The sequence below is a fragment of the Deinococcus aquatilis DSM 23025 genome, assembly GCF_000378445.1.
GTDB classification, from domain to species: domain Bacteria; phylum Deinococcota; class Deinococci; order Deinococcales; family Deinococcaceae; genus Deinococcus; species Deinococcus aquatilis.
Genome location: NZ_KB899697.1, coordinates 98,973 through 121,918 on the forward strand (window position 1 = coordinate 98,973; position 22,946 = coordinate 121,918).

At 63.1% G+C, this 22,946-nt stretch carries 21 protein-coding genes; 7 read left to right on the forward strand and 14 right to left on the reverse strand.

The genetic code is table 11. The features are described from left to right. Window positions 1–90 precede the first annotated feature (90 nt). From galK to F561_RS0102800, 6 genes are all read right to left on the reverse strand, one after another. Entirely contained in the window at window positions 91–1,152 is a 1,062-nt protein-coding gene (gene galK / locus F561_RS0102775; RefSeq protein WP_019008415.1) for a galactokinase, read from the reverse strand. Continuing rightward, on the reverse strand, window positions 1,149–2,261 hold the full coding sequence (gene galT, locus F561_RS0102780) for a galactose-1-phosphate uridylyltransferase (protein WP_019008416.1): 1,113 nt from the start codon (window positions 2,259–2,261) through the stop codon (window positions 1,149–1,151). Before galT ends, galK begins: the two co-directional genes overlap by 4 nt. After that, complete coding sequence (locus F561_RS27010) at window positions 2,258–3,763, reverse strand: glycoside hydrolase family 36 protein (protein ID WP_019008417.1); 1,506 nt, start codon at window positions 3,761–3,763, stop codon at window positions 2,258–2,260. The genes galT and F561_RS27010 overlap by 4 nt, the downstream gene beginning before the upstream one ends. Then, window positions 3,763–5,919 carry a beta-galactosidase gene (locus F561_RS0102790; RefSeq protein ID WP_019008418.1) on the reverse strand — a complete coding sequence of 719 codons (2,157 nt, stop codon included), beginning with the start codon at window positions 5,917–5,919 and terminating at the stop codon, window positions 3,763–3,765. The genes F561_RS27010 and F561_RS0102790 overlap by 1 nt, the downstream gene beginning before the upstream one ends. A 109-nt stretch (window positions 5,920–6,028) precedes the next feature. Next, a complete protein-coding gene (locus F561_RS0102795) occupies window positions 6,029–6,247 on the reverse strand; it encodes an ABC transporter permease family protein (RefSeq protein ID WP_019008419.1) in 219 nt (72 codons plus the stop codon). Window positions 6,248–6,292: 45 nt separating this feature from the next. Then, entirely contained in the window at window positions 6,293–7,051 is a 759-nt protein-coding gene (locus F561_RS0102800) for a DeoR/GlpR family DNA-binding transcription regulator (protein WP_245556412.1), read from the reverse strand. Between the two features lie 543 nt (window positions 7,052–7,594). Here F561_RS0102800 and F561_RS0102805 point away from each other — a divergent pair. Further along, entirely contained in the window at window positions 7,595–8,230 is a 636-nt protein-coding gene (locus F561_RS0102805; protein WP_157451501.1) for a hypothetical protein, read from the forward strand. On the opposite strand, the gene F561_RS0102810 is transcribed toward F561_RS0102805, so the two are convergent. Next, entirely contained in the window at window positions 8,227–9,618 is a 1,392-nt protein-coding gene (locus F561_RS0102810) for an MATE family efflux transporter (protein ID WP_083922263.1), read from the reverse strand. The genes F561_RS0102805 and F561_RS0102810 overlap by 4 nt on opposite strands. A 160-nt stretch (window positions 9,619–9,778) precedes the next feature. Here F561_RS0102810 and paaA point away from each other — a divergent pair, with 160 nt between their 5' ends. From paaA to paaZ, 5 genes are all read left to right on the forward strand, one after another. Beyond that, window positions 9,779–10,768, forward strand: a complete 990-nt coding sequence (gene paaA, locus F561_RS0102815; RefSeq protein WP_019008423.1) for a 1,2-phenylacetyl-CoA epoxidase subunit PaaA — start codon at window positions 9,779–9,781, stop codon at window positions 10,766–10,768. Between the two features lie 10 nt (window positions 10,769–10,778). Beyond that, a complete protein-coding gene (locus tag F561_RS0102820) occupies window positions 10,779–11,321 on the forward strand; it encodes a hypothetical protein (RefSeq protein ID WP_019008424.1) in 543 nt (180 codons plus the stop codon). Beyond that, window positions 11,314–12,123, forward strand: coding sequence for a 1,2-phenylacetyl-CoA epoxidase subunit PaaC (gene paaC / locus F561_RS0102825; RefSeq protein WP_019008425.1), 810 nt, complete (start codon window positions 11,314–11,316; stop codon window positions 12,121–12,123). Before F561_RS0102820 ends, paaC begins: the two co-directional genes overlap by 8 nt. Then, window positions 12,123–12,614: a 1,2-phenylacetyl-CoA epoxidase subunit PaaD gene (paaD, locus tag F561_RS0102830; RefSeq protein WP_019008426.1), complete on the forward strand. Its 492-nt coding sequence runs from the start codon at window positions 12,123–12,125 to the stop codon at window positions 12,612–12,614. Before paaC ends, paaD begins: the two co-directional genes overlap by 1 nt. Window positions 12,615–12,851: 237 nt before the next feature. After that, on the forward strand, window positions 12,852–14,918 hold the full coding sequence (paaZ, locus tag F561_RS0102835) for a phenylacetic acid degradation bifunctional protein PaaZ (protein ID WP_019008427.1): 2,067 nt from the start codon (window positions 12,852–12,854) through the stop codon (window positions 14,916–14,918). A gap of 87 nt (window positions 14,919–15,005) precedes the next feature. Here paaZ and F561_RS0102840 read toward each other — a convergent pair whose 3' ends face one another. Genes F561_RS0102840 through F561_RS0102850 form a run of 3 tightly spaced genes read right to left on the reverse strand, consistent with a single transcriptional unit; the run spans window position 15,006 to window position 17,119 of the window. Then, window positions 15,006–15,515 carry an SRPBCC family protein gene (locus F561_RS0102840; RefSeq protein ID WP_019008428.1) on the reverse strand — a complete coding sequence of 170 codons (510 nt, stop codon included), beginning with the start codon at window positions 15,513–15,515 and terminating at the stop codon, window positions 15,006–15,008. Beyond that, the gene (locus F561_RS0102845) at window positions 15,512–15,859 is read right to left on the reverse strand and encodes an ArsR/SmtB family transcription factor (protein WP_019008429.1); all 348 of its coding nucleotides are present in this window, start codon (window positions 15,857–15,859) and stop codon (window positions 15,512–15,514) included. The genes F561_RS0102840 and F561_RS0102845 overlap by 4 nt, the downstream gene beginning before the upstream one ends. A 57-nt stretch (window positions 15,860–15,916) precedes the next feature. Next, window positions 15,917–17,119, reverse strand: a complete 1,203-nt coding sequence (locus tag F561_RS0102850) for a low temperature requirement protein A (RefSeq protein ID WP_040379660.1) — start codon at window positions 17,117–17,119, stop codon at window positions 15,917–15,919. 178 nt (window positions 17,120–17,297) lie between these two features. Between F561_RS0102850 and F561_RS0102855 the strand changes: the two genes are divergently transcribed. Further along, entirely contained in the window at window positions 17,298–17,627 is a 330-nt protein-coding gene (locus tag F561_RS0102855) for a hypothetical protein (RefSeq protein WP_157451502.1), read from the forward strand. 200 nt (window positions 17,628–17,827) lie between these two features. Here F561_RS0102855 and F561_RS0102860 read toward each other — a convergent pair whose 3' ends face one another. From F561_RS0102860 to F561_RS0102875, 4 genes are all read right to left on the reverse strand, one after another. Beyond that, window positions 17,828–18,715, reverse strand: a complete 888-nt coding sequence (locus tag F561_RS0102860; RefSeq protein ID WP_019008432.1) for an N-acetylglucosamine kinase — start codon at window positions 18,713–18,715, stop codon at window positions 17,828–17,830. Between the two features lie 63 nt (window positions 18,716–18,778). After that, a complete protein-coding gene (locus F561_RS0102865) occupies window positions 18,779–19,879 on the reverse strand; it encodes an ABC transporter permease (RefSeq protein WP_019008433.1) in 1,101 nt (366 codons plus the stop codon). Between the two features lie 91 nt (window positions 19,880–19,970). Continuing rightward, window positions 19,971–20,942 (reverse strand): ABC transporter permease, encoded by a 972-nt coding sequence (locus F561_RS0102870; RefSeq protein ID WP_019008434.1) that lies wholly within the window; start codon window positions 20,940–20,942, stop codon window positions 19,971–19,973. 158 nt (window positions 20,943–21,100) lie between these two features. Beyond that, window positions 21,101–22,843, reverse strand: a complete 1,743-nt coding sequence (locus F561_RS0102875; protein ID WP_019008435.1) for an ABC transporter substrate-binding protein — start codon at window positions 22,841–22,843, stop codon at window positions 21,101–21,103. Window positions 22,844–22,946 lie beyond the last annotated feature (103 nt).

Here is a 22,946-nt window from a genome sequence, read left to right on the forward strand (position 1 = left end):
AGCCTAGAAGAAACGAAGCGGGCTGACCCCAAAGGTGAAGTCAACCCGAACGAAATCCGCAGGAGAGAGGGATCTGAGATGAACTGCGCTCTAGGGAACGACCCTCTGACCTTCCGGGCCGTATTCGGCCAGTACACGTTCGGAGACCTGCACCGCCAGGCCCTCACGCACCAGCGCCACCACTGCGCCGCCGAAGCCTGCCCCGGTCATGCGTGCGCCGAAGACGTCCGGGTCGGCCTGCAGCAGCGTGACCAACACGTCCACTCTGGGGTGAGATACGGCGTAATCGTCGCGCAGGCTGGCGTGTGAGGCGTCCATCAATTGGCCGAAGGCAACGGCGTCGGTGGTGGGCAGCAGGGCAGCCTGCACGCGGGCATTTTCGCTGACCACGTGCCGCGCCCGCATCCTCAGCAACTCGGGCAGAGTTTCTATGCTTTGCAGGTCAGTCACGTCCCGCAGTTCTTTCACTCGCAGCAGGCGGCTGGCTTCCTCCACCTGTGCGCGGCGTTCGTTGTAGCCGCTTTCGGCCAGTCGGCGCGGCACACCGGAGTCGATGACCAGCACTTCCGCGCCCGCCGGAAAAGCCACCGCCCGGTACGTAAGAGCGCGGGTATCGATCAGAAGCATGGTGCGCGTATTGGCGAGGCTGGAGGCCATCTGATCCATCACACCGCACATCACGCCGACGAATTCATGTTCGACCTTCACGCCGCGCAGGGCCAGGTCCACGTCGTTCAGGTCGAGGCCCAACAGGTCGCGTAGGGCACGCAGGGTAGACACTTCCAGCGCCGCGCTGCTGCTCAGGCCGCCGCTGGGCACGTCGCTGTGAATGTGAACGTTCATGCCCTCGGTCACGCCGCTGAGGTTCAGGCAGCCTGTGATGTAGGGGGCAAAATCGCTGCCCACCTCGCCCACGGGCACGGTGACGGTCTGATCCAGATTGGCACTGTAGATCACATGCTGAGCGCTGCCGTTACGGCCCAGCGAGACGGTGGCCTGCTGAGGAATGGCGGTGGGCAGGACGAATCCACCCTGATAGTCGGTGTGTTCGCCCAGCAGATTCACGCGGCCCGGTGCCGAGGCGCTGATCTCCGGGGCACTGCCGAACAGGTCGGAAAACGTTTTGGCCGGAGCAGAATTGGAGGCGGTCACAGCGTCACCCCGCGCAGTTCCTGTGCCGCCGCTTCGGGGAATTTATCGTTGGCAAATTCGCCCGCGCCCTGCTCAGTTCCGGCCAGGAACTTCATGCGGCCCGGCGCACGCAGATAAGGATAGATCTCGATGTGCAGCGGAAAATCGGGGTGCGGCGCATTGACCGGAGCCTGATGCACGGTCATCAGATACGGCATCCGCACACCAAACAGGGCGTCCAGGCGCAGCAGGGCATCTTTGAGGGTGACGGCCAGGGCGCGGCGCTCGGCGGCATCCAGATCGGAAAGCAGTGAGGCGGCGCGGGTGGGCATGACCCACGTTTCGTAGGTGTAGCGGGCAAAGGGCGGCACGATGCTGATGGCGCGGCCCCCGTCATGAATCACACGCACGGCGGCTTCTCGCTCGGCGGCCACAAAGTCGGTGAGCCACGCCCGGCCCGACTTGGCGCGGTGGGTCTGAACGGCGGCCACCATGCGCTCCTGTACGGGCGGAATATGGTCGTAGGCGTAGATCTGGCCGTGAGGGTGGTGCAGAGTCACACCGACCTCCACGCCCCGATTTTCAAAGGCCAGGACGCTGTGAATCTTGCCCGTGGCCGCGAGGCGGGTGGTGCGGTCTGCCCAGACTTCGATCAGGAGAGCCATCTGATCGTCGGTCAGGTCGGACAGGCGGCCATCGGCATTCTGGCTGAAGACCACGACTTCGCATTTGCCCACGCCTGCGCGTTCCAGTGGGTTCTGCGGCGTGGGGGCGTCCAGCGTGAGGCTGGGAAAACGGTTGTCGAACACGGCCAGATCGTAGTTGCCGCCCGGCAGTTCGGTGGGGTGACCGCCCACACGGGTCGGAGCCAACGGGTTGTAATCCGGGGGCGGCAAAAAAGTGCGGTTCAGGCGGTGCGCGGCGTACATGACCCATTCCGAGCGCAGCGGATGCCAGCGCAACACCGGGCGGGCGTCTACGGGGTCACCAATGTTGGGAAGCTCGCCCGTGATCTCGATGGGTTGCAAACCGTACAGGGTCAGGGCGCGGCCATCGGGCTTGGTAAAATCAGCCTGAAAGTTGGCGGGCGACTGGTCTGGCACGGGAACGCTGGACAGAGAGTCGGTCATAGGCGCTGCTCAAGATAGGCGTGTGCGGGCAGGTTTTGTACAGCCTGGTCGGTCAAGTTAAAGGTTCCCCGTGAAAAATGAGTGACCGCACCTCCGAAACTCTGGGTCAGGGTGGTGGGGCGGTCGGGCGTGCTGATCTGCAAGCACCGCCGCAGAAGGGCCAGACCTTCCTCATCCAGCATGGCAATCGGGTCGCTGCTGGCCCGCAGGCCGCCGATGATGTCCAGCATTCCGGCCACCGCTTCCCGCTCGTGGTGATTGAGCAGGCTCAGCTCGCGGCGCACGATGGCAACGTCGGGGTCAGGCTGATACCAGGAATGCTGATACCAGCGGCTGAGGGCCGTGTGCAGCGCATTGCGGGCGCTTGGGCCGGTGCCGTCGCCCAGCCAGACCCGGCGCGATTCTTCGTCCCAGTAGGGGGCCACGTCGGGGCCGGTACGCATGGCGTCCACGAGGCCGATGCTGCCCGCCAGAGGTGCGCCGCACGCCAGAATGAAGGCGTCGGGTGCACCGTCGCGCAGGGCCTGCAGGGCGTTCCGGTAAGCCTGCGCCCGCCCGATGGTGGGGTCGTGGCGCACACCGGACAGGGCCGCGCCGTACAGAAAGTCCAGTTTCAGGTAGGTATACCCCCAGCCGCGCACGGTGGCCGACAGGTTCCGCAACCAGTCCAGAACCTCGGGGTGGGTGGTGTCCAGCGTGTAGTAGGGACCGCCCCAGTTGTTTCCTACGGGCAGAGGCTGGCCGTCCTCGCCGCGCAGCATCCAGTCGGAGTGGTCACGGAAGAGCTGCGAGGTGGGCGAGGCCAGGAAGGGAGCCAGCCAGATGCCGGGGGTGAATCCGAGCGCCTGAAGCTGGGCAGGAAGCTCGCTGGCGTGTCCGCCAAAGTGAGGTGACGGCTCGAACCAGTCGCCCAGATCGGCCTGAAAGCCGTCATCGAGCTGGAACACATCGAAAGGCAGATTGTGCTGACGCGCCAGCCGCGCATTCTCCAGCATATTTTTCAGCGTGACTTCCCGGTAATAGCTGTACCAACTGCACCACACCCGCAGAGGCGATGGCGTGAGGGCATGCATGTTGCGGCCCAACTGCGCCGACAGGGTTTCCAGCGTGCCGATCACGTCGGCGGTGTCCTGCCATACGACCTCCACGGCGGGACCTTCCCCGGTGCAGGTCACGCGTACCTGCTGGCCGTCTGCGCGGGCCTCCCAGTGGGTAAAGGTCTGGGTAGCGTCCAGCGCACAGCCGACCCAACCGCCGCCGTCTGGCCGCACCAGTGCCAGCACGGTATGACTGCGCCACACGCCCGCCTCTCCGCTGGGCAAAAAGGCCGGATCGTGGCCCTGCTCGTGCCGCCATTTCATCATGGGCACAGCCTGAAGGTCGGTCAGGGGACGCAGTTCGGCCTCGCTCCAGGACTGGAATCCGCTGACCAGCACACGCACGTCTTCGGGACGCACGTCCAGTACCCACTCTCCTACCAACTGTTTTTCTGGTTCAAACATCACTGCTCTCCCTCTTCCACTTCCACTGAGCCGACCACCTCGAAGCTCACGGGCGCGAGCGTTTTGCCCTGCCATTTCACCGCCGTGGGCAACCAGTTCTGCACCAACGTCTGGCCTGCCCGCCGACTGATCCGCACGCCATCCGGCAGACGGGTAGTGGGAACATTCAGGACCGCCAGCATGTCTTCCAGCACCACGCGGATCAGATCGGAACTGTGTGCGCCGACGACCGTAACTTCACCCTGTCCAGCGTGACGGCGAATCACGGCGGCCTGACCGTCCAGTGGACCACCCGCGTAGTGATACAGCGCCTCGGCCGCGTCGTCATTTGCCGTGTCAGAGGTACTGAGGCGGTAGCTTTCGGCCCAGTACTGTGCCCCGAAGGTCTGACCCTCCGTGCTCCGGATTTCCTGAGACAGACCGGGGCGCATGGAATCGTATTGCCCCAATCTGGCTCCGATCAGCGTTCCCAGCGGCCCAAATTGCCCCACGTCCCACGTTTCACCGCCGGGAGTGCGGAAGGCGGTACGCGGCCCACACAGCAGATGCACGCCGCCCTGCACCGCCGCAGTCCAGCGGGCGGCCCGGTCAGTATCCACCAGCGTGATGGCCGGAGCCACCACCAGCGCGTATCCGGTCAGGTCGGCGTCGGCGCTGATCACGTCCACATCCACACCCAGCGAACGCAGCGCCGAATAGTAAGCAACCACCTGCGCCCAGTAATTCAGGCTGGCGCTGTGTTTCTGCTGGTCATAGAACCACAGGCTCTCGTAATCGTGCAGGATCGCCACCCGCGCTGGCACGCGCCCCAGCGGAAAGCGCTCCAGACCCGCGTCCACCAGTGCGCCCACCTCGGCAGACCCCCGGTCAGGCGTTTCATCGTGCCGGAGTAGGCCGGAATGCATGACTTCCTGCGCCATGGTGGCGGCCCGCCAGCGGAAATAGCTGACCACATCGGCCCCGTGCGCCCACGCCTGAGCCGTCCAGAGCTGCACCGCGCCGTCGGCGGGCAAAGGGTTGTGGGGTGCCCAGTTGACCTGCCCGCACTGCTGTTCCATCACCCAGAAACCCCGTGAGTGGTCAGTGGGAAGTGGTGAGTGGGCCGGACGCTGTTGGGCGGGTTCGTTGGTCTGTGCGGCGTTGACAGGATCAGAGAACACATCTTTTCCTATTGACCACTGACCACTTCCCACTGACCCACCCAGCATTCCCCGGTACAGATCATGATTAAACCCGATCAGATCCGGGTGCCCCGTGCGGGCATACGTGACCTTGTGGCCGTCGAAACCGGGTGGCGCGAAGAATTCCAGCATTCCGGTGGGGTAGTTGTCCCAGGTCACGAAATCCAGCCCACGCGCCACCTGGTAATGATCAAAGCCCTTCTCGAAAATCATGAAATTGTGCGTCACGAAGCGGCCCGGTGAGAGTTCGCGCAGGATGGCGACCTGCTCGGCCTGAAACTCGGCCACCATCTCGGAGGAGAAGCGGTAGAAATCCACGACGTGGCTGGGATTCAGTTCTGTCACGGTGAGGTTGGGAGGGCGAATCTGCGCCCAGTCCGTGTACTCCATACTCCAGAACACGTTGCCCCATGCCAAGTTCAGGGCGTCCAGCATGCCGTATTTGCGTTCCAGCCAGCCTGGAAAGGCGGCGGCACTGGCTCCGCCGTAGCTGCGGCCCGTGTCGTGGCAGGCAAATTCGTTGTCCGTCTGCCAGCCCACCACTGCCGGGTGCTGCCCGTAGCGTTCAGCCATCGCCCGCGTGATTCGCTGAGAATGCTGGCGGTACACGGGCGAGGCAAAATCGTAATGGCGGCGCGAACCGAATTCGCGCACGCGGCCCTGCTCATCAAAGGGCAGGATTTCCGGGTGGGCGCGGATCAACCAGGCAGGAGGCGTGGCGGTGGGCGTACACAGCACCACGCCCAGACCCTCGGCGGCGTAGGCAGCGACGGCTTCATCCAACCATTGCCAGTCGTACACGCCTGCACGGGGTTCCATGCGGCTCCATGCGAATTCCGCGATCCGCACGAAGCGCAGACCCAGTTCGCGTTGTTGCCGTGCATACGGCCCCCAACGGTCACGCGGCACATGCTCGGGGTAGTCGCAGGTGGCCAGAAGAAGGTGTGGAGCAGAGGCAGATTCAGATTGGGTCATGGACAGTTCCTTGAAAGAGACAGGGGGTGGAGGATGGGCCGTGGCAACACAGAAACAGGAGTGCCCAGACGGGATTCATGACGGATGTCTCAGAGCTCTGGGCCGTTCCTCAACCCTTCACGGCACCGTTTGCCAGCCCGCCCTGCCAGTAACGGCCCAGCGTCAGGAACGCCAGCACCAGCGGCAGAATCGAGATCAGGCTACCCAGCACGATCACGGTATAAATAGGTTCCTGTCCGCTGCTGGAACTGGTCTGGTTCCACACGCTCAGGCCCAGCGTCAGTGGAAACAGGTTGGGACACGGGCAGAGAAAGCTCAGCAGATTCACCGCCCCAGCACCTTAGACCCTTGACTCTCAGACGATCCTTGAATCTCAGACGACCTGAACGTCGGAAATCAGGGCCAGAAGATCGGCGGGCGGCCCAGTGGCGTGCCGGGCGGTAATCAGGGTCGTTACGCGGCTGGCTGGGGCAATGTGTGCCCGGCTGACCACGCCGAGCTTGCTGGAATCGGCCACCACCACCACCTGACGTGACTGGGCCACCATTGCCCGCTTGACCTCGGCTTCTTCGTGGTTGGCGTTGGTGATTCCCTGCACGGCGTCTACCCCGTTGCAACCCAAAAACAGCCGATCTGCGTGGATGTGGCGCAGCACTTCAAGGGCGTAAGGACTGACGAGGCTGTGCTGAAGGGGCCGCAACGTGCCGCCCGTGACGATGACGCGCAGATTGAGCAGCCGCTCCAGCTCCAGCGCGATATTCAGGCCCGGTGTCACCACAGTGACGTTGCGGAGCATCGGAGAGAGCGCACGGGCCACTTCGGTGGTACTGCTTCCCACATCCAGAAAAATAGTTTCGTTGTCCTGCACCAGTGCAGCGGCGGCCCGCCCAATTCGGCGTTTGGCGTCGGCATGACGGTGACGGGTTTCTTCCAGAGGAGCTTCACCGCGCACATCGAGCGGCAATCTGGCCCCACCACGCGTGCGGCGCAGTTGTCCAGCCCCGGCCAGCACCTGTAGATCGCTGCGAACCGTGACCTCGGAGACCCCCAGCAGTTTTGAAAGTTCCGAAACCAGCAACTCCCCGTGCTGATGCACCAAAGACAATATTTCGCCCCGACGCGCCTTTATCACGCCTCACCTCCCTCGGTACTGGAACCGATCTCTGAATTTCGATACTTTCAGAGCTTACGACAAGATGAAAGAGGCCGTCAACAGGTGAGGCGTTCAATTCTGGGAGATGACAGGCCAGAAAGAAGGCCAACAATGTCATTACATAGCAAGTTTTTTAGTTGTTGTATCCATATTTTATGACTCGCGGGTCAATATCATGACGCTAGCGTTAGGTCTGTACAGGTATACAAACCGAAAGGAGAGGTTTCGATACGTCAGAGCATCTGGCAAAAGTGTTACTTGGTCTTGACCGAACGAAGAGAGTGAAAGAGAAGAAAATGGCAGCGTCACACGGACTCCACTCCATTCCGCCGCGACCTTGAATCCCACCTCTTGCAGTTCCAGATTGCGTAAATCCTGTTTTTGCTATTCGCTCCGCTCGTATCGAAAACCCGTACATGAGGCTTTCAATTGGAATTCCCAGCAGAGGTCTTTTATCTGACGCTGGAATTCGGACAACTCCTCCAAGCGCTCATATACCCTCCGACCCGGCAGAATGCAGGTGTGTCTCTTTCTGACCCGGATTCTTTCGCTGATTCTCAAGGGCTGTGGGCCAGCCTGGGTGTGCCGACCCCGCGCCAGACGCACTTGACGGCAACGGCCCGCACCCGGCTGGCGCATCTGGTGGAGCTGAATGATGTGTCGTCGCCCTCGGACGCGGCGCGGTGGGCGGGGCAACTGGCCCGCGAGCCACACATCCTGGACGACCTCTGCCGGGTGCGGCCCTGGCTTTCGCCTGTGCTACCGGGCACGCGCTGGGAAGCTTTGACCGCTGTGCTGGCCGAAATCATGTGGCAGGAATGGACTGGGTTTCTGGTCCTGTTGGGCGAATACGGGCCGTGGGTGTACGCGCCCAGTGTGGCCGACCTGCAAGAACTGTCGCGGCATTACGCGGCGTTGGTGCTGGCCTCTATTCCTGCCTCCGAACAGACCGTGCTTGAGGCGGCCCAGCAGCTTCAGCAGCCCAGCGCAGTTCATATCTCCCTGCTGGCCCGCCTGGAAGCCACCGACTACCGCCAGCCTCAGCCACGCGGGGGCAGTGCGCCGGACAGGTTGGCCGAACTGGAACGGGCCTTCTGGCACGCAGCGGAAGCGCAGGCGCGGCGGCGGGTACAGGAGTGGGAGCGGGAAAAACGTTAGCGAACTTTATCGGGCCGCGTGTGATGCAGGAAGCGCGTGAGGAGAGCCACCGCCGCGAAGATCAAGCCCGCCGTGAGGCCAAACCACAGCCCGCGTGGGCCGATACCCAGCCCAAACGCCAGCAACGAGCCGAAACCCAGACCCACGACCCAGTAAGCCGCCAGCGAGATCAGCAGTGGAATGCGGGTGTCCTGCAGGCCACGCAGGGCTGCATTGGCCGTGACCTGTAGGCCGTCGAACATCTGAAACAGGGTGGCGATGAGCAGGAATGCGCTGGCCGAGGCGATCAGCGGGGCGTTGGCCGGATCGCGCAGATTGACGAACAGGCCGATCAACAGGTGAGGCGCGAAGATATACACGAGGCTGAATCCGGCCATCAGCGCAATGGCGACCCCTGCACCGACCAACCCCGAACGGCGGGCCGCCGCCAACTGGCCCGCACCATGCGCCTGTGCCACGCGGATTCCGGTAGCCGTTGCCAAACCCAGCGGCAGCATAAACACGGCAGTGATGACCTGAAGTGCCACGTTGTGCGCGGCCAGAGCGTCGGGGCCAAAGCGGGCCATCAGCAGGGCCGTGACCGAAAACAGCCCGCCCTCTGCCCCCAGGGTGAGGCCGATGGGCCAGCCCAAACGCGCCAGAGCGCCCACCTCTGACCGAACCACGCCTGCTGGCAACGCAGGCCGGGGCAGCCGCCGCAGCGCCAGCGGCAACAGGGTGAGGGCCAGCACCCAGGAGGTCAGAGCACTGCCCAGCGCCGCGCCGCGCAACTGGAGGGCAGGCAGCGGCCCCCAGCCAAACGCCAGAGCGGGGCTGAGAACGGCAACGAGGGCCACACCCGCCACCGCGACCAGCGTGACGGTGCGGGCGTGCCCAGTGCCTTCCAGACCGCCGCGCAGGGCTGCGAAAGCGAGGGTAGCGGGCATACCCAGCGCGTACAGGCGCAGATAATCTCCGGCCAGATCGCCCCGCAAGCCTGCTGGGGCCAGTTGCTCCAGCCCCCACGCGGCTACAAAGGCAATGGGCAAAAATGCCGCCGACAACAGGCCCGCCAGCCACAGCCCGCCCCGAAAGGCTCTGGCGATGCCCACCGGGTCGCCCGCCCCTGCTGCCGCCGCCACGCGGGGAGCCACCGACAACATGACGCCCAGCAGCACCATAAATCCGAGGTAATAGCTGGCACTGGCATAGGCCGCCGCCGCCAGTTGCGCCGCACCCAACCGCCCCACCACGGCTGTGCCGACCAGAGCGAGGGCGTTGGTGGCAAATTGCGAGCCGATCACGGGGGCTGCCAGCGTCAGCAAGGCCCGAACTTCGCGGCCCAGAGGCCCGGTCTGCCCCGGTGGACTGGAGAGAGCAGGCGCAGAATCAGGGCGGGGAGAAGACATCAGAGGAGTTTAAGGGTTGGGCAGGCAGGAGGGCCATCTCCGAGCCAGGAGAGGGCACTCAAAAACACTTCCCCTTAACCTAACTAACGTTAGGCAGCTCTGATCTGCTAGAATAAAAGTCACCAGAGTTACCCCTTTTCCCCTTGCCCGGAGGTTTCCTATGACCCAGATTCAGAACGCTTCAGCCAGCGCCCCCGTCCTTGCGGCCCTTCCCGTCGAAACTCCCGAACAGTTGGAAGCTTTCGAGGCCCGCATCGCCGCAGGTGAGAAGATCGAACCCGGTGACTGGATGCCCGCCGAGTACCGCCGCCAGCTGATCCGCATGATTTCGCAGCACGCCCATAGCGAAGTGGTAGGCATGTTGCCGGAAGGCGAGTGGATTCGTTTTGCCCCCAGCCTGAAGCGCAAGCTGATCCTGATGGCGAAGGTGCAGGACGAGGCGGGGCACGGGCAGTACCTCTATCACGCTGCCGAAACGCTGGGCGCGACCCGTGAGGAGATGGTGGACGCGCTGCTGAGCGGCAAGGCCAAATACAGCAGCATCTTCAATTACCCCACGCACAGTTGGGCCGATGTGGGCATGATCGGCTGGCTGGTGGACGGCGCGGCCATCAAGAACCAGACGATGCTGGCCGGATGCAGCTACGGGCCGTACAGCCGCGCAATGGTGCGAATCTGCTCCGAGGAAACCTTCCACCACAAGCAGGGCAAAGAAATGATCGTGCTGTACGCGCAAGGTACGCCGAAGCAGCGCGAGATGGCGCAGGACGCCCTGAACCGCTGGTGGTGGCCCAGCCTGATGATGCTTGGTCCACACGACGCCGACAGCCCCAACAGCGGTGTGTTGAGCCGCTGGGGCGTGAAACTGAAGAGCAACGACGAGGTGCGGCAGGAGTACATGAACGAGCATGTGCCCGAGCTGCTGGAAGCGGGCCTGACCATTCCCGACTCCGATCTGCATCAGGACGAGCAGGGCAACTGGCGGCATGGTGCGATTGACTGGACGGAATTCTGGGCTGTGGTGAAGGGCGAGCGCGGCCTGAACAAGGAGCGGCTGGGCGCACGTCAGCAGGCGCATACGGACGGCGCCTGGGTACGCGACGCGCTGGATGCCTACGCGGTGCGGGAGAGCGGAGCAACACGAGCATGAGCGTGAAGGTATGAGTGAGCTGCCCCGATGGGAAGTGTTCAAGCAGGACGGCCCCGGCAAGGTGCATCAGGCGGTGGGCAGCGTCCACGCGGGCGACGGCCAGCACGCCCTGTTTACGGCCCGCAGTGTGTTTGCGCGGCGTCCGGCGGCAGTGAGCCTGTGGGTGGCCCGTGCCGACCATATCTTTGCGCTGACCAAGCAGGAACTGGACGCCGGAAAAGGTCTGTCCGAGGGGAACGGTGGGACGTTTTATATCTTCGGCAAGAAGACCAACCGCCGCTCGATGACGTTGGGCGACCATCTGGGCACGCTGGAGGCCAGCAACCCGCAGGCCGCGCTGGAGGCCGCCCGCACCCAGTACGGCGACGACCTGTTGGTGTGGTGGCTGGTGCCCGATTCGGCTCTGGTACGAAGCACAGACAGCGCCGAAACGGTGGAAAGCTGGTTTGCCCCGGCCAAAGACAAAACCTACAAGCAGCAGAGCAGTTACGGCGTGGTGGGCCAGCATGCCAGCGCCCACAAGAAAGCCGTTCGGGGCGGCGACCATGACTGAGACGACTGAGATCATGACTGAAACACTGATTCTGACCGAAGCTCTCAAGACTGCCCTGACCGCCCGCTTCACCGCGCTGGCCGACGATGAGATCACGCTATCTCACCGGGTGGCCGAGTGGACGGGGCACGCGCCGCTGCTGGAAGAAGATATTGCGCTGGCGAACATCGCACAGGACGAACTGGGACACGGCACGCTGTGGCTGGGGCTGCGGGCCGCGCTGGACGGCAGCAACGCCGACGCTCTGGCCTATCACCGCGACGCTGCCGAGTACCGCAACGTCCCGCTGACCGAACTTCCCAAAGGCGACTGGGCCTTTACGATGGTGCGCCAGTACCTGTTTGATGCGTGGGAAGTGCTGTGGCTGGACACCGCCCGCCAGAGCAGCTATGTCCCGCTGGCGGAGGCTGCTGCACAGGCCCTGCGCGAAGAAAAATTCCACCTGCAACATACGGCATTGTGGGTGGAACGCCTCGCGCTGGGCACGCCGGAAAGCACGCGCCGCATGCAGGACGCCCTGAATCAGCTCTGGGCCTATGCGCTGGGCCTGTTCGACCCCCTGCCCGCCGAGGCAGATGCGGTGGCTGCTGGCCTGCTGCCCGATGTGGCCGCCCTGCAAACCCGCTGGCTGGGGCTGGTGCGCGGCCACCTGGAAGGCGTGGGCCTGAGCATTCCCAGTGCCTCTGAACTGTCGGCCTCTCCCCTGCCCTACAGCCGAAGCCAGCACACCGAGCACCTCGCGCCCCTGCTGGCCGATTTTCAGCGGGTGGCGCGGGAATTTCCCGAATCCCAGGTGTGGTAATGACTGCGCCCTCTGCACAGACCTACTGGGACGCCCTGCGCGGCGTGGCCGATCCCGAAATCCCGGTGGTCAACATCGTGGAAATGGGCATGGTGCGCGGCGTAGAGATTGGTGAACACGGCGTCCGGGTGCGCTTTACGCCTACCTTTTCCGGTTGCCCCGCCCTGCATGTGATCCGGCAGGGCATCACCGACGCTCTGGCCGCTGCTGGAGCCGACGCCGTGACCGTGGAAAACGTATTCAGCCCGCCGTGGACAACGGACGACATCACACCCGAAGCCCGCGCCAAGCTGGAAACCTACGGCATCGCGCCGCCTGCCCCCAACGGTGAATCCAGCCTGTTCATGACGCTGGAGCCGGAAGCCGTGCGCTGCCCCCGCTGCGGTTCCTTCGACACGCGCATCACGGCCTCATTCGGCTCGGCGCTGTGCAAGAGAATGTATGTGTGTCAGGCGTGCAGAGAGCCGTTTGAGGGAATGAAGAGCGTTTAAAGCAATCGCGTTGCTCACTCACCTCCTCAAGGGGGAGGAGCTAAAAGCGCAAACTCTTCCTGAGTTAATACATTTAGCAAAACTCGTTTATAGGCAGTTATTCCTCAGCCTAAATCACTTCAAAGAAACAGGATTTGAAGTTTCTCTCCCTCTCCCTTGAGGGGGGAGGGCCGGGGAGGGGGTGAGTGAGCAACGCGATTGCCGTTCTCCCCTTTCCAACCATCCAAAGGACACCCCATGACCCAATCCCCCACCCAAATTCGCCCCATCCAGGTCGCCTCTTTCATCTCCGGGCAGTGGCACGCCGCAGCGGGCGGGCAGGAAATCCGCGACGCTTCCTACGGCTTGCCTGTGGCCTACGTGTCGTCTGAGGGCGTGGATTTCGGCGCTGCCCTGCACTACGGGCGCACGGTGGGCGGGCGCAATCTTCGCCGCACGACCTTTCACGAGCGGGCGCGGATGCTGCGGGCTTTGGCGGTCTATCTGAACGAGCGCAAGGCCGAATTCAACGCCCTGTCGCACCTGACCGGAGCCACCCGCCGAGACAATCTGGTGGACATTGACGGCGGCATCGGCACGCTGTTCAGCTATTCCAGCATGGCGCGGCGCGATCTGCCCGACCAGAAATTCTTTGTGGAAGACGACGTGAACCCGCTGGGACGGGGCGGCACGTTTTTCGGGCGGCATGTGTTGGTGCCGCGTGAAGGCGTGGCCCTGCACATCAACGCCTTCAACTTTCCGGTGTGGGGCATGCTGGAAAAGATCGCGCCGAACCTGATCGCAGGCGTGCCAGCCATCGTCAAACCCGCCTCGCAAACGTCCTATGTGACCGAAGCGGTGGTGCGGGCCATCCACGAATCGGGCATCCTGCCGGAAGGCGCACTGCAACTGATCTGCGGCTCTACCGGCGACATTTTCGACCATCTGGAAGAGCAGGACACCGTGACCTTCACCGGGTCGGCGGCCACCGCCAGCAAACTGAAAGTTCACCCGAATATCGTGCGGCGCGGCGTGCCCTTCAATACCGAGGCTGACAGCCTGAACTGCATCGTGCTGGGCGAAACCGTGACGCCAGACGCGCCGGAATTTGGCCTGTTCGTGCGCGAGGTGGTCAACGAGATGACCAGCAAAGCGGGCCAGAAATGCACCGCCATCCGCCGCGTGATCGTGCCGGAAAACCGGGTGGAAGACGTGGCGGCGGCCATCCGTGAACGCCTGAGCACCATCACGATGGGCGACCCCTCGCGGGAAGACGTGCGAATGGGGCCACTGGTCGGCACCTCGCAGCGAGACGATGTGGCGGGCGTGCTGGCGCGGCTGAGTGCCGAAGGTGAGGTACTGGTGGGCGGCGGCCAGCAGGCAGAACTCTTGGGCGGAGATTGGGAAGCGGGCGCATTCCTGGCCCCAGCCCTGCTGCTGGCCCGCGACCCGCTGAACGCCCACGCCGCGCACGAGCTGGAGGCGTTCGGCCCGGTGGCGACCCTGATGCCCTACACCGGGCTGGACATGGCCGCCGAACTCGCCCGCATGGGGCGCGGCAGCCTCGCAGGAAGCATCGTGACGCATGACCGCGACGAGGCCCGCGAGCTGTTTTTCGGCATGGCGTCGGCACACGGGCGGATTCTGGTCCTCAACCGAGACGACGCGAAGGAGTCAACCGGGCACGGCTCGCCGCTGCCCCAGCTCAAGCACGGCGGCCCCGGACGGGCAGGCGGCGGCGAGGAGCTGGGCGGTCTGCGGGCCATCAAGCACTACCTTCAGCGCACGGCCCTGCAAGCCGACCCCACCACCATGACCGCCATCACGGGTGAATATGTTCGCGGCGCGGCGGTGCGTGAGGACGTGGTTCACCCCTTCCGCAAGAATTTCGAGCAGTTGCAGGTCGGAGACAGCCTGCTGACCCCCCGCCGCACCGTCACCGAGGCCGACGTGAGCGCCTTCGCGGGCCTGTCGGGAGACCGCTTCTATGCCCACACCGACGATATCGCGGCGCAGGACAGCCTCTTTGGAAAACGGGTGGCGCACGGTTACTTTGTGTTGAGTGCAGCGGCGGGCCTGTTCGTTGATCCGGGTGTGGGACCAGTACTGGCAAATTATGGTCTGGAGAATCTGCGATTTACCGAGCCAGTGGGCTTTGGCGACACCATCCGCGCCCGCCTGACCGTGCAGAGCAAGACCGCCAAGGAAGCGAAGGAAGGCGAAACCCCTACCGGAGTGGTGAAATGGCATGTGGACGTGACCAACCAGAATGACGTGCTGGTGGCGACGTACAGCATTCTGACGCTGGTGGCGAGAGGGCAGTAAGTGGTGAGTGGGCAGTGGTGAGTGGGAAAAGCAAAAACAGCCGGGGCGAGTGCTTCCGGCTGTTTTTATCTTTTGTCGTGTGGGTTCTTAGCCTGCTGCCAGATGCGCTTCCAGTTGGGCGAAAGTGCCCCCGAAGCCCTGCTCTATGTTGGCCCGGAAACCGTCAAACATGGCCTGTTCTTCGGGGGTGGCGTCCAGCGGTGCGCCCTGCAGGGTCAGGCGGGTCTGGCCGTTTTCTTCGGTGAGGGTCAGGGTGGTCATGACCTGAAGCGGCCAGTGTTCGGAGAAGGGCGCACGCACGATCTGGCCCTCGGCATCGGCAAAAGCGCTGATAAACACGATGCGCGACGGGGGTTGCAGTTCGCGGAAGATCAGCAGGGCACGCATCACGCCGCCACCCGGCGCGGTCTGCTCGTAAAAAAAGCTTCCGCCGGGGCGAATGTCGGCACTCACGACGCGCAGGGGCACGCCGGGAGAACCCCACCAGCGGGCCAGATGGTCGGCATCCGTCCACGCCTGAAAAACCAGTTCACGGGGCGCGTTGAACAGGCGGCTCAAGGCCAGCTCGGGGTGAGCAGTTTCGGTGGGCATCGTCATAGGTCTTCTCCTTGCTGCTGGGCCGACATCTCGGCCAGATGTGCTTCCAGACGGTCAAGCCGCCCAGTCCAGAGGCTTTGGAAGGTGGACGCCCAGTCATTAATAGGCTTCAGCGCCGCCGCATTCAGCGAATACAGTCGCTGCTGGCCCACACCCCTAACCTGCACCAGTTCCACTTCTTTCAATACGCGCAGATGCTTGGAAACGGCGGGCTGACGCAGTTCCAGGCGTTCGGCCAGATCGTTGACCGACAATTCGCTCCCTGCCAACAGGGTCAAAATCTGGCGGCGTTGCACCTCAGCCACGGCGTTAAAAACATCCGAGGTGGTGGGTGAGCGGGCCATGCAGCTATTATATTCCCATATCGGAATATAAATCAAGATTGAACTGGGCGACTCGCCTCAGACTTTTTCCCGTCGGCCTGAATTGTGTTCTGTTCGGTGGCCCAATTGGGTTTCCCAGAGAGCCACCAACACCAATACCGCTGTCACCATCAGGCCCAGCAGCACAGGCGACAGCAACGTCGCCAACCAGAACCCCAGCGTCAGAGCCGCCATGCCCGCCACATGGGTGACAGGAATATGACCAGTGATGACCCGTTTGAACAACAGGTTGCCCAGCAAAAACAGCAGCGGGCCTCCCAGCACAGCCAGCGCCGTTTTGAGATCAGTGTGACCACTGGGATGGGCCAATATGAATTCGTCGCCCACCGCTGTCAGGACGATGCCAGCCACGATGGTCAGATGAATGAAGGTATAGGCCACGCGGGCAATTCGGCCCGGATCGTCCGAATGACTGATGCTCTGTGCGCCTGCCTCGGCATTGGCGACAAAATAAATCCACCACAGGGCCACGCTACCGGCAAACGTGACCGCCAGAGCAGCAAAACTCAGGGGTGTCCAGTCCAGTTCGGCAAAGGTGGCTCCCGTGACCAGAATGCTTTCGCCCAGCGCGATGATGATGAACAGGCCAGCCCGTTCGGACATATGTTGGCCGCTGATACTCCAGTCGTGCGTGGTGCTGCGGCCCAGACCAAGAGTCCAGTAGCCCTGAGTCGGCCCGGCGTAATCGATGAACAGTGCCAGCGCCCACAACGCCAGCCGCGCCTCTCCGTGCGCCACACCGCCTGCCAGCCACAGCAGGCCGCCCAGAATCAGCCAACAGAGAATCCGCGAAAAATTCTGCCGCTGATGACTGTTCCACATGGCCCACAGCGCAAAGGCGGTTCGGCCCACCTGCATGGCGACGTAAGCGCCCGCAAAGGCCAGACCGCGTGAGCCGAATGCCTCGGGCACGGAGGCCGCCAGCACCACACCAAACAGCATCAGAACAATCAACATCAGGCGCACAGGCCGCGTATCCGGATTGAGCCAGTTGGTGGCCCAGGAGGTATAGACCCACACCCACCAGACCGCCATCACCAGCATTGCCGTCTGCAGGAGGCCAAGCACCGTGAAATGCTCCAACAGATAATGCGAAATCTGGGTGATCGCAAAAACAAACACCAGATCGAAGAAAAGTTCCAGGGTAGAAACTCGGCCATCCTCTTCTTTGTCGCGCCGCCGCATCAAAGGTGTCAGGATTTCTGTTACGGAAAGGCTCATCCGACCAGAATGAAACCCAGCGGTCAGAAAAGCAAGAATATCCATATGGCACGGCCCTGACAGGTCAGAATAGGGTCCTATACGTTTCAGCACCTTAAGGTTAGCTACGGCATCATGAATCCTGAATGTGAAGCGTTACCTACAATCCATGCTTCCTTCTTTCGGGCAAGCTGGACTGGTGCCTTCTCCCCTCCCAAGCCGGATTGATTCCGATGCGCCGCTGCTGCGGGCACTGGCTGGCTATGGTCTAAGCGGCACCGTACCGCACACCACACAGGACCTGGGTGAATGTGTTCGGCCCTTTCTGCCCCTTCTGTTTACACTGGCCGACCGAGCAGGGGTTGCAGACCGTGAAGCTGTGGTCGCAGCCATGCTGAAAGACGTGCAACAGTGGTGTCACTGCTGGGAATCGAGTGGACTTCCCGCCCGCGTCTGGGTGATCGGCGTCGCTCAGAGACATCTACAGCAGAGGCAGTTGAAACGGCCAGCCGAGATGCAGCAGCACTGACTCCATACGTGGGCAGACCCGTCCTGCTCGGCCAATCTGTACCTCTTCTCGCGTCGGAGGGGAACAGTTTTGAAGAGGGGGCGTCGTGCCAGCAGAGGTCATGGGCCTGAGCCACGATCTGTCCTTACCAGACCTGACAATCTTCCCTGACATCAGCGACGATGCATGACCAACAGAACGCTGCGGTCAGGGTGCCGCACTCAGAGGGCGACCAGCACGGCAGCCGACCGGGCCGCTGCCTCTGCATGATCGCGCTGCTGCACCACGCCGCCGGGCAAGGCTCTGGTCAGCAGCGCAGGAAACAGCGGACTGACGCGCAGTGCCCCGCCCGTGAGCGTGACGGGCAAAGGCCCCACCTGCGCCCGCACCCGCCGTGCCAGTTCCGCCAGAGCCGCTGCCGAGTCGTGCAGAATCGCCAGAGCTCCGGCATCTCCGGCATCGGCGGCGCGGCCCACGGCGGGAGCGAGGCGAGCAATGGCCGACGCGCCAGGAGTGCCGTAGGCAAAGGCCCGCAGGCTGTTCCAGTCCAGACCGCCCGTGATGGTCGCTACTTCTCGGGCCAGCACAGAATCAGGGGGGTGGCCCAGGTCCAGCGCGTCGGTCAGCAGGCGCAGGGCCGCCCGGCCAATGCTGAAGCCGCCGCCCTCGTCGCCCAGCAGGAAACCGCGCCCGCCTGCCCGCACCACGCTGCCACTGGCAGCCACGTAATAGGCGATGCTGCCCGTGCCCGCATACACCAGAATTCCGGCACCGGGTCGCAGGTGGGCGCGGTAGGCCAGATCGAGGTCGCCTTCCAGTCCGACCCGCTCGGGGGCCAGCTTCAGGGCGGCGGCCAACAACCCCTTGACTTCTGCGGCGCGGGCTGAACCTGCGCTCAGTCCAGGCATTCCGGCATGCAGGGCATCGGGGCGGCCCGGCAGGGCTGCGGCCAGGGCTGCCAGGTTCGCCGCTCCCACTGCCGAAGACAGCAGGGCAGACGTCAGCGGCGGCGTGATGCCCGAAGCCACCGTGACGCCGCCGCGCACCAATGCCCATTTTGTGCCGCTGCCACCAGCATCCAGGCCCAGCAACAGGGGCGAGCGCGTCAAGACGTCACCAGGGCAGTTGTGAGGAAGGACATTTGAGATGCAGTGTAAGCCAAGAAACGCCTGCTAGCGGCTCTGCGTGTCGGCAGCATCCCGCAGCGCGTCGCCAAAAAAGTTGAAGGCCAGCACCGACAGGAAAATCAGCAGGCCCGGAGCCAGCAGCCAGGGCCGCCCCGCCAGCGTCTCGAAGTTGTTGGCTTCCTTGAGCAGGAGTCCCCAACTGGTCATCGGTTCCTTGATGCCCACACCCAGAAAAGACAGTGTGCTTTCTCCGATGATGTATCCCGGCAGGGCCAGGGTGGCCGACACGATCAGGAAGGAGCTGAGGTTGGGAATGACGTGGCGCAGGATGACGCGCAGATCGCGTACGCCGAGCGCCTGAGCCGCCGCCACATATTCCAGTTGCCGCGCCGCCAGCACCTGCCCACGCACCACCCGCGCCACACTGGCCCAGCCGATCAGGGCCAAGACCGCCACGATGCCCGCATACACCCACGTAGACGGCCAGCGGGCCGGAACCAGCACACTGATGGCGAGCAGGATGGGCAGGCGCGGAAAGCTGAGCAGCACCTCAACGACCCGCTGAATCATGTTGTCGGTGCGGCCCCCGTAATACCCGCTGAGGCCGCCCATGATCACACCGATGCCGAAGGAGATCAGCACGCCCAGCACGCCCACCGTCAGGCTGACCTGTCCGCCCACCAGCATCCGCGACAGCAGATCGCGGCCCAGCAGATCGGTGCCGAGGGGAAAGAAATACTGACCTTCAGGCACGCCGAACAGGTGGACGCTGCCGGGAATGCCCAGCATCCGGTAGGACTCGCCGCGCACGAACAGGCCGATATATACGGGGTTTTCCCGGTCAACAACATTGGTTCGGGCAAAGGTCACGGGGTCGCGGCCCTGCTTGACGCCGTAGACGAAGGGCCGGGACAGCTTGCCTTTATGCACGATATGAACGGCCTGCGGGGCCTGATAACTGAAGGCTTCGTGCTGTGTCGTGACCGAGTACGGCGCGAGAAACGGTGAAAACAGCGTCACGAGGTACAGAATCAGCAGCATCCAGCCGCCCAGAACCCCGAGTTTGGATTTGCGGTAGCGCCGCCAGGCCAACGCCAGGGGCGAAGGCACCCGCGCCACTTCAGGAGGAGCAACAACCGCCGTCATGGCCGCCCCTTCCACATTCCACGGTCCACGTTCAACTCAGGTCTGTTCCGGTCCCTTCCCGCATCACACATCACACACCCCACAACAGACATCACGAGTACCTCACCCGTGGATCAGACCACGCCAGCAGCAGATCGGACAGCAGATTGCCCAGCAGCAGCAGCACGGCGCTCATCATCAGCAGGGTCAGGGCCATGTATTGATCCTTGTTCAGCAGGCTGGTATACAGCATCGGGCCGATGGTGGGGAGGTTCAGCACGATGCTGGCAACGATGGTGCCGCTGATCAGGGCAGGCAAACTCAGACCCGCGAGGCTGATCATGGGGTTGATGGCGTTGCGAACCGCGTGCCGCCAGATGACCTTTTGCTGCGGCAAGCCTTTGGCTTTGGCGGTACGCACGTAATCCTGCGTCAGCACGTCCAGCATGGAGGCCCGCATCTGACGCATCAGGCCCGCCACGCCCTCCAGCCCGATGGCAATGACCGGAATCCACAGGTGATTCAGCAGATCCAGAATTTTGGGCCAGGACCAGGGCGCATCTATGTACTGCGAACTCAGGATGCCGCCCACGTTGGTGCCGCCCAGACTGAGCACCAGCGCCACCAGCAACAGCGAGGCCAGAAAGTCGGGAATCGCCAGTCCGACGTAGCCCAGGAAGTTGGCAATCTGTGCGCCGAGGCCGTTGCGATTAAAGGCCGTATAGATGCCCAGCGGCACGGCCACCAGCCAGCTGACCAGCAAGGTCAGGCCCGAAATCAGCACTGTCCAGCCCAGCAGTTCTCCGATCACACTGGTCACGGGGCGGTTCTGAAAGAAGGAGTAGCCGAAGTCGAAGCGCGAAACCACGCCCCACAGCCAGCGCCCATACTGCACGATGGCGGGCTGATCGAGGCCGAGTTGCCGCCGGATCGCGTCTGCCGTTTCGCGGGTAAAACGCGGGTCTTCAAGGTACTGGTCGGTAAAGTTGCCGGGTTGCAGCTTGATCACGGCAAAGCACACCACGCTGATGATCAGGATGGTGGGGATCATGCCGAGCAGGCGGCGAAGCGTGTAGGTCAGCATATCGGCAGGTGGAACATGGGATGTGAGCTGTAGAAGGGAATGTCAAAAGGCATGGAGCGGGCCTCCTCGTGAAGGTGGGTCAGCAGTTGGGGCGCGTAGGCTGGTTGGGCGTTGTTCTGCCCATCCATACGCCACGCGCCCCAAATCGACTGCCGGGGTTACTTCTGGTAGATCAGCGGGACGGGGTTATAGCCGGGGATCACGCCGAGGTTGTAGATGTAGTTGCCGAATTTATTGCTGACTGCGCCGATGTTCTCGGGCTTGGCAATGGGCGTGACTGGCAGATTCTGGGCAAAGATCAGCTGCCAGCGGGTGTAGAGCGCCTTGCGGGTAGAGCGGCTGGTGGTGGTGGCCGCGTCGTTGAAGATGCCGTAGATTTCTTTTTCCCACGGGAACATCTTGGCAAGGTTGGGAGTTCCGCCGTCTACAGCGGGTTGCAGCGTGCGGTGCCAGTAATACAGCGCTCCGCCGGGTTGCCAGATGGGTTTACGCAGCTCGGGGTCGGGCTGGTCGCCAAAGGCGTGCAGGATCATTTCCCAGTCGCCGCTCTGACCCGTAGACAGCAGCTTGCTGGACAGAATGCCCTTGAGGTTGACCTTCACGCCCGCCTTGGCGAAGTCGCTCTGGATGATGGCGGCCAACGCAGGGTACACGCTGGAATCGGTGCCGTAGGTCAGGTCGAATTCCAGATTCTTGCCGCCGGGCAGGTTGCGAACGCCGTCGCCGTTGGTGTCCTTGATGCCCAGGGCGTTCAGGGCCGTGCCCACCGCAGCAATATCGAACTTGCCCAATTGAGGCTTGGTGTTGGCGTACCAGTCTTTGTTGACCGGGGCCACACCGTGACCGGGCAGACTGGCAAGGCCGTTGTACACGGTATCGATAATGCGGTCACGGTTGAGGGCACCCTGCATGGCGCGGCGGAAGCGCACGTCGCTGAACAGCTTGGCGAGCGCGGCATCTTTGGCATCGAAGTTGTAGGCCACGAAAGGCGGGCTGCCGAACAGGGCGGTCGAGCGGAAGACCTTGAAGGCCGCGCCCGAGACTTCGCGCTGCTTGAGGTCGGGGAACTGCGCCCCCGTGACGTTGAGTTGATCCACGTTGCCCGCCAGAAACTGGGCCACCTGCGCCTGCGGATCGCGGATGACCAGGAATTCCACGGCATTCAGGTAGGGCAGCTTGGTGCCGTCGGCATCCACTTTCCAGTAGTTGGCGTTTTTGGTGAGAGCAACTTTCTGGCCCGCCGTGTAGCTAGTCAGCTTGAATGGCCCGGTGCCCACGATGTCGGCGGGGGCGGTGTTGCTGGGCCACACGTTGTTCACGGCTGCGCCCTTGACATTGCCGAATTTATGCTGCGGCATGATGAAATACCGCTGCTGAAGCAGGAAAGCGGGCGCAGGCCGGGGCAATACGAACTGCACCGTGTAGGCGTCCACCTTCTTCATCTCCACCGGCTTGCCGTCCAGCTTGAAGTTGCCTGGATCGCCTGCCCGCGCCTCAGGGTTCATGATCAGGTTCTGGTAGGTGTAGATCACGTCGTCGGCGTTGAAGGCCTGGCCGTCACTCCACTTCACGTCACGCCGCAGCTTGAAGGTGTAGGTTTTACCGTCGCTGCTGACCGCTACGCTTTCGGCCAGTGCGGGTTCGAGCTTGTAGGTCGAGAGGTTGAATTCCATCAGGCCGTCGAAGAGCTGCTGGGCCACCAGACCGAGGTTGTTGTCGATCACGCCGTAATAATTCAGGCTCTGGGGGCTGTCACCGAGGGCCAGGGTGTAGGTGCCGCCTGCCTTGCCGTTGACGATTCCCAGGGAGCCGTAACCGGTCACTTTCTTGGGCGCGGCGAGGGCAGACCCGGCAAGGGCGAGCGTAATCAGAGCCAGCGCGGTAAAGGAACGTTTCAACATAAACAGCCTCCAGAACAGGGATTGACCAAAACACGCGGTCGGGCAGAAGAGTTAGACAGGGCGAAGTACAGGGATTGTGGAATTAAGCCCCTACAGAGTAATA

What these genes read in the sequence shown, in the direction of transcription:
- paaA (WP_019008423.1), top strand. Translation starts at nt 9,779, where the DNA reads ATGACCCAGATTCAGAACGCTTCAGCCAGCGCCCCCGTCCTTGCGGCC.
- F561_RS27010 (WP_019008417.1), bottom strand. Translation starts at nt 3,763, where the DNA reads ATGTTTGAACCAGAAAAACAGTTGGTAGGAGAGTGGGTACTGGACGTG.
- galT (WP_019008416.1), bottom strand. Translation starts at nt 2,261, where the DNA reads ATGACCGACTCTCTGTCCAGCGTTCCCGTGCCAGACCAGTCGCCCGCC.
- F561_RS0102850 (WP_040379660.1), bottom strand. Translation starts at nt 17,119, where the DNA reads ATGAGCCTTTCCGTAACAGAAATCCTGACACCTTTGATGCGGCGGCGC.
- F561_RS0102870 (WP_019008434.1), bottom strand. Translation starts at nt 20,942, where the DNA reads ATGCTGACCTACACGCTTCGCCGCCTGCTCGGCATGATCCCCACCATC.
- F561_RS0102820 (WP_019008424.1), top strand. Translation starts at nt 10,779, where the DNA reads ATGAGTGAGCTGCCCCGATGGGAAGTGTTCAAGCAGGACGGCCCCGGC.
- F561_RS0102790 (WP_019008418.1), bottom strand. Translation starts at nt 5,919, where the DNA reads ATGACCCAATCTGAATCTGCCTCTGCTCCACACCTTCTTCTGGCCACC.
- paaZ (WP_019008427.1), top strand. Translation starts at nt 12,852, where the DNA reads ATGACCCAATCCCCCACCCAAATTCGCCCCATCCAGGTCGCCTCTTTC.
- F561_RS0102840 (WP_019008428.1), bottom strand. Translation starts at nt 15,515, where the DNA reads ATGACGATGCCCACCGAAACTGCTCACCCCGAGCTGGCCTTGAGCCGC.
- paaC (WP_019008425.1), top strand. Translation starts at nt 11,314, where the DNA reads ATGACTGAGACGACTGAGATCATGACTGAAACACTGATTCTGACCGAA.
- F561_RS0102845 (WP_019008429.1), bottom strand. Translation starts at nt 15,859, where the DNA reads ATGGCCCGCTCACCCACCACCTCGGATGTTTTTAACGCCGTGGCTGAG.
- F561_RS0102875 (WP_019008435.1), bottom strand. Translation starts at nt 22,843, where the DNA reads ATGTTGAAACGTTCCTTTACCGCGCTGGCTCTGATTACGCTCGCCCTT.
- paaD (WP_019008426.1), top strand. Translation starts at nt 12,123, where the DNA reads ATGACTGCGCCCTCTGCACAGACCTACTGGGACGCCCTGCGCGGCGTG.
- F561_RS0102810 (WP_083922263.1), bottom strand. Translation starts at nt 9,618, where the DNA reads ATGTCTTCTCCCCGCCCTGATTCTGCGCCTGCTCTCTCCAGTCCACCG.
- F561_RS0102865 (WP_019008433.1), bottom strand. Translation starts at nt 19,879, where the DNA reads ATGACGGCGGTTGTTGCTCCTCCTGAAGTGGCGCGGGTGCCTTCGCCC.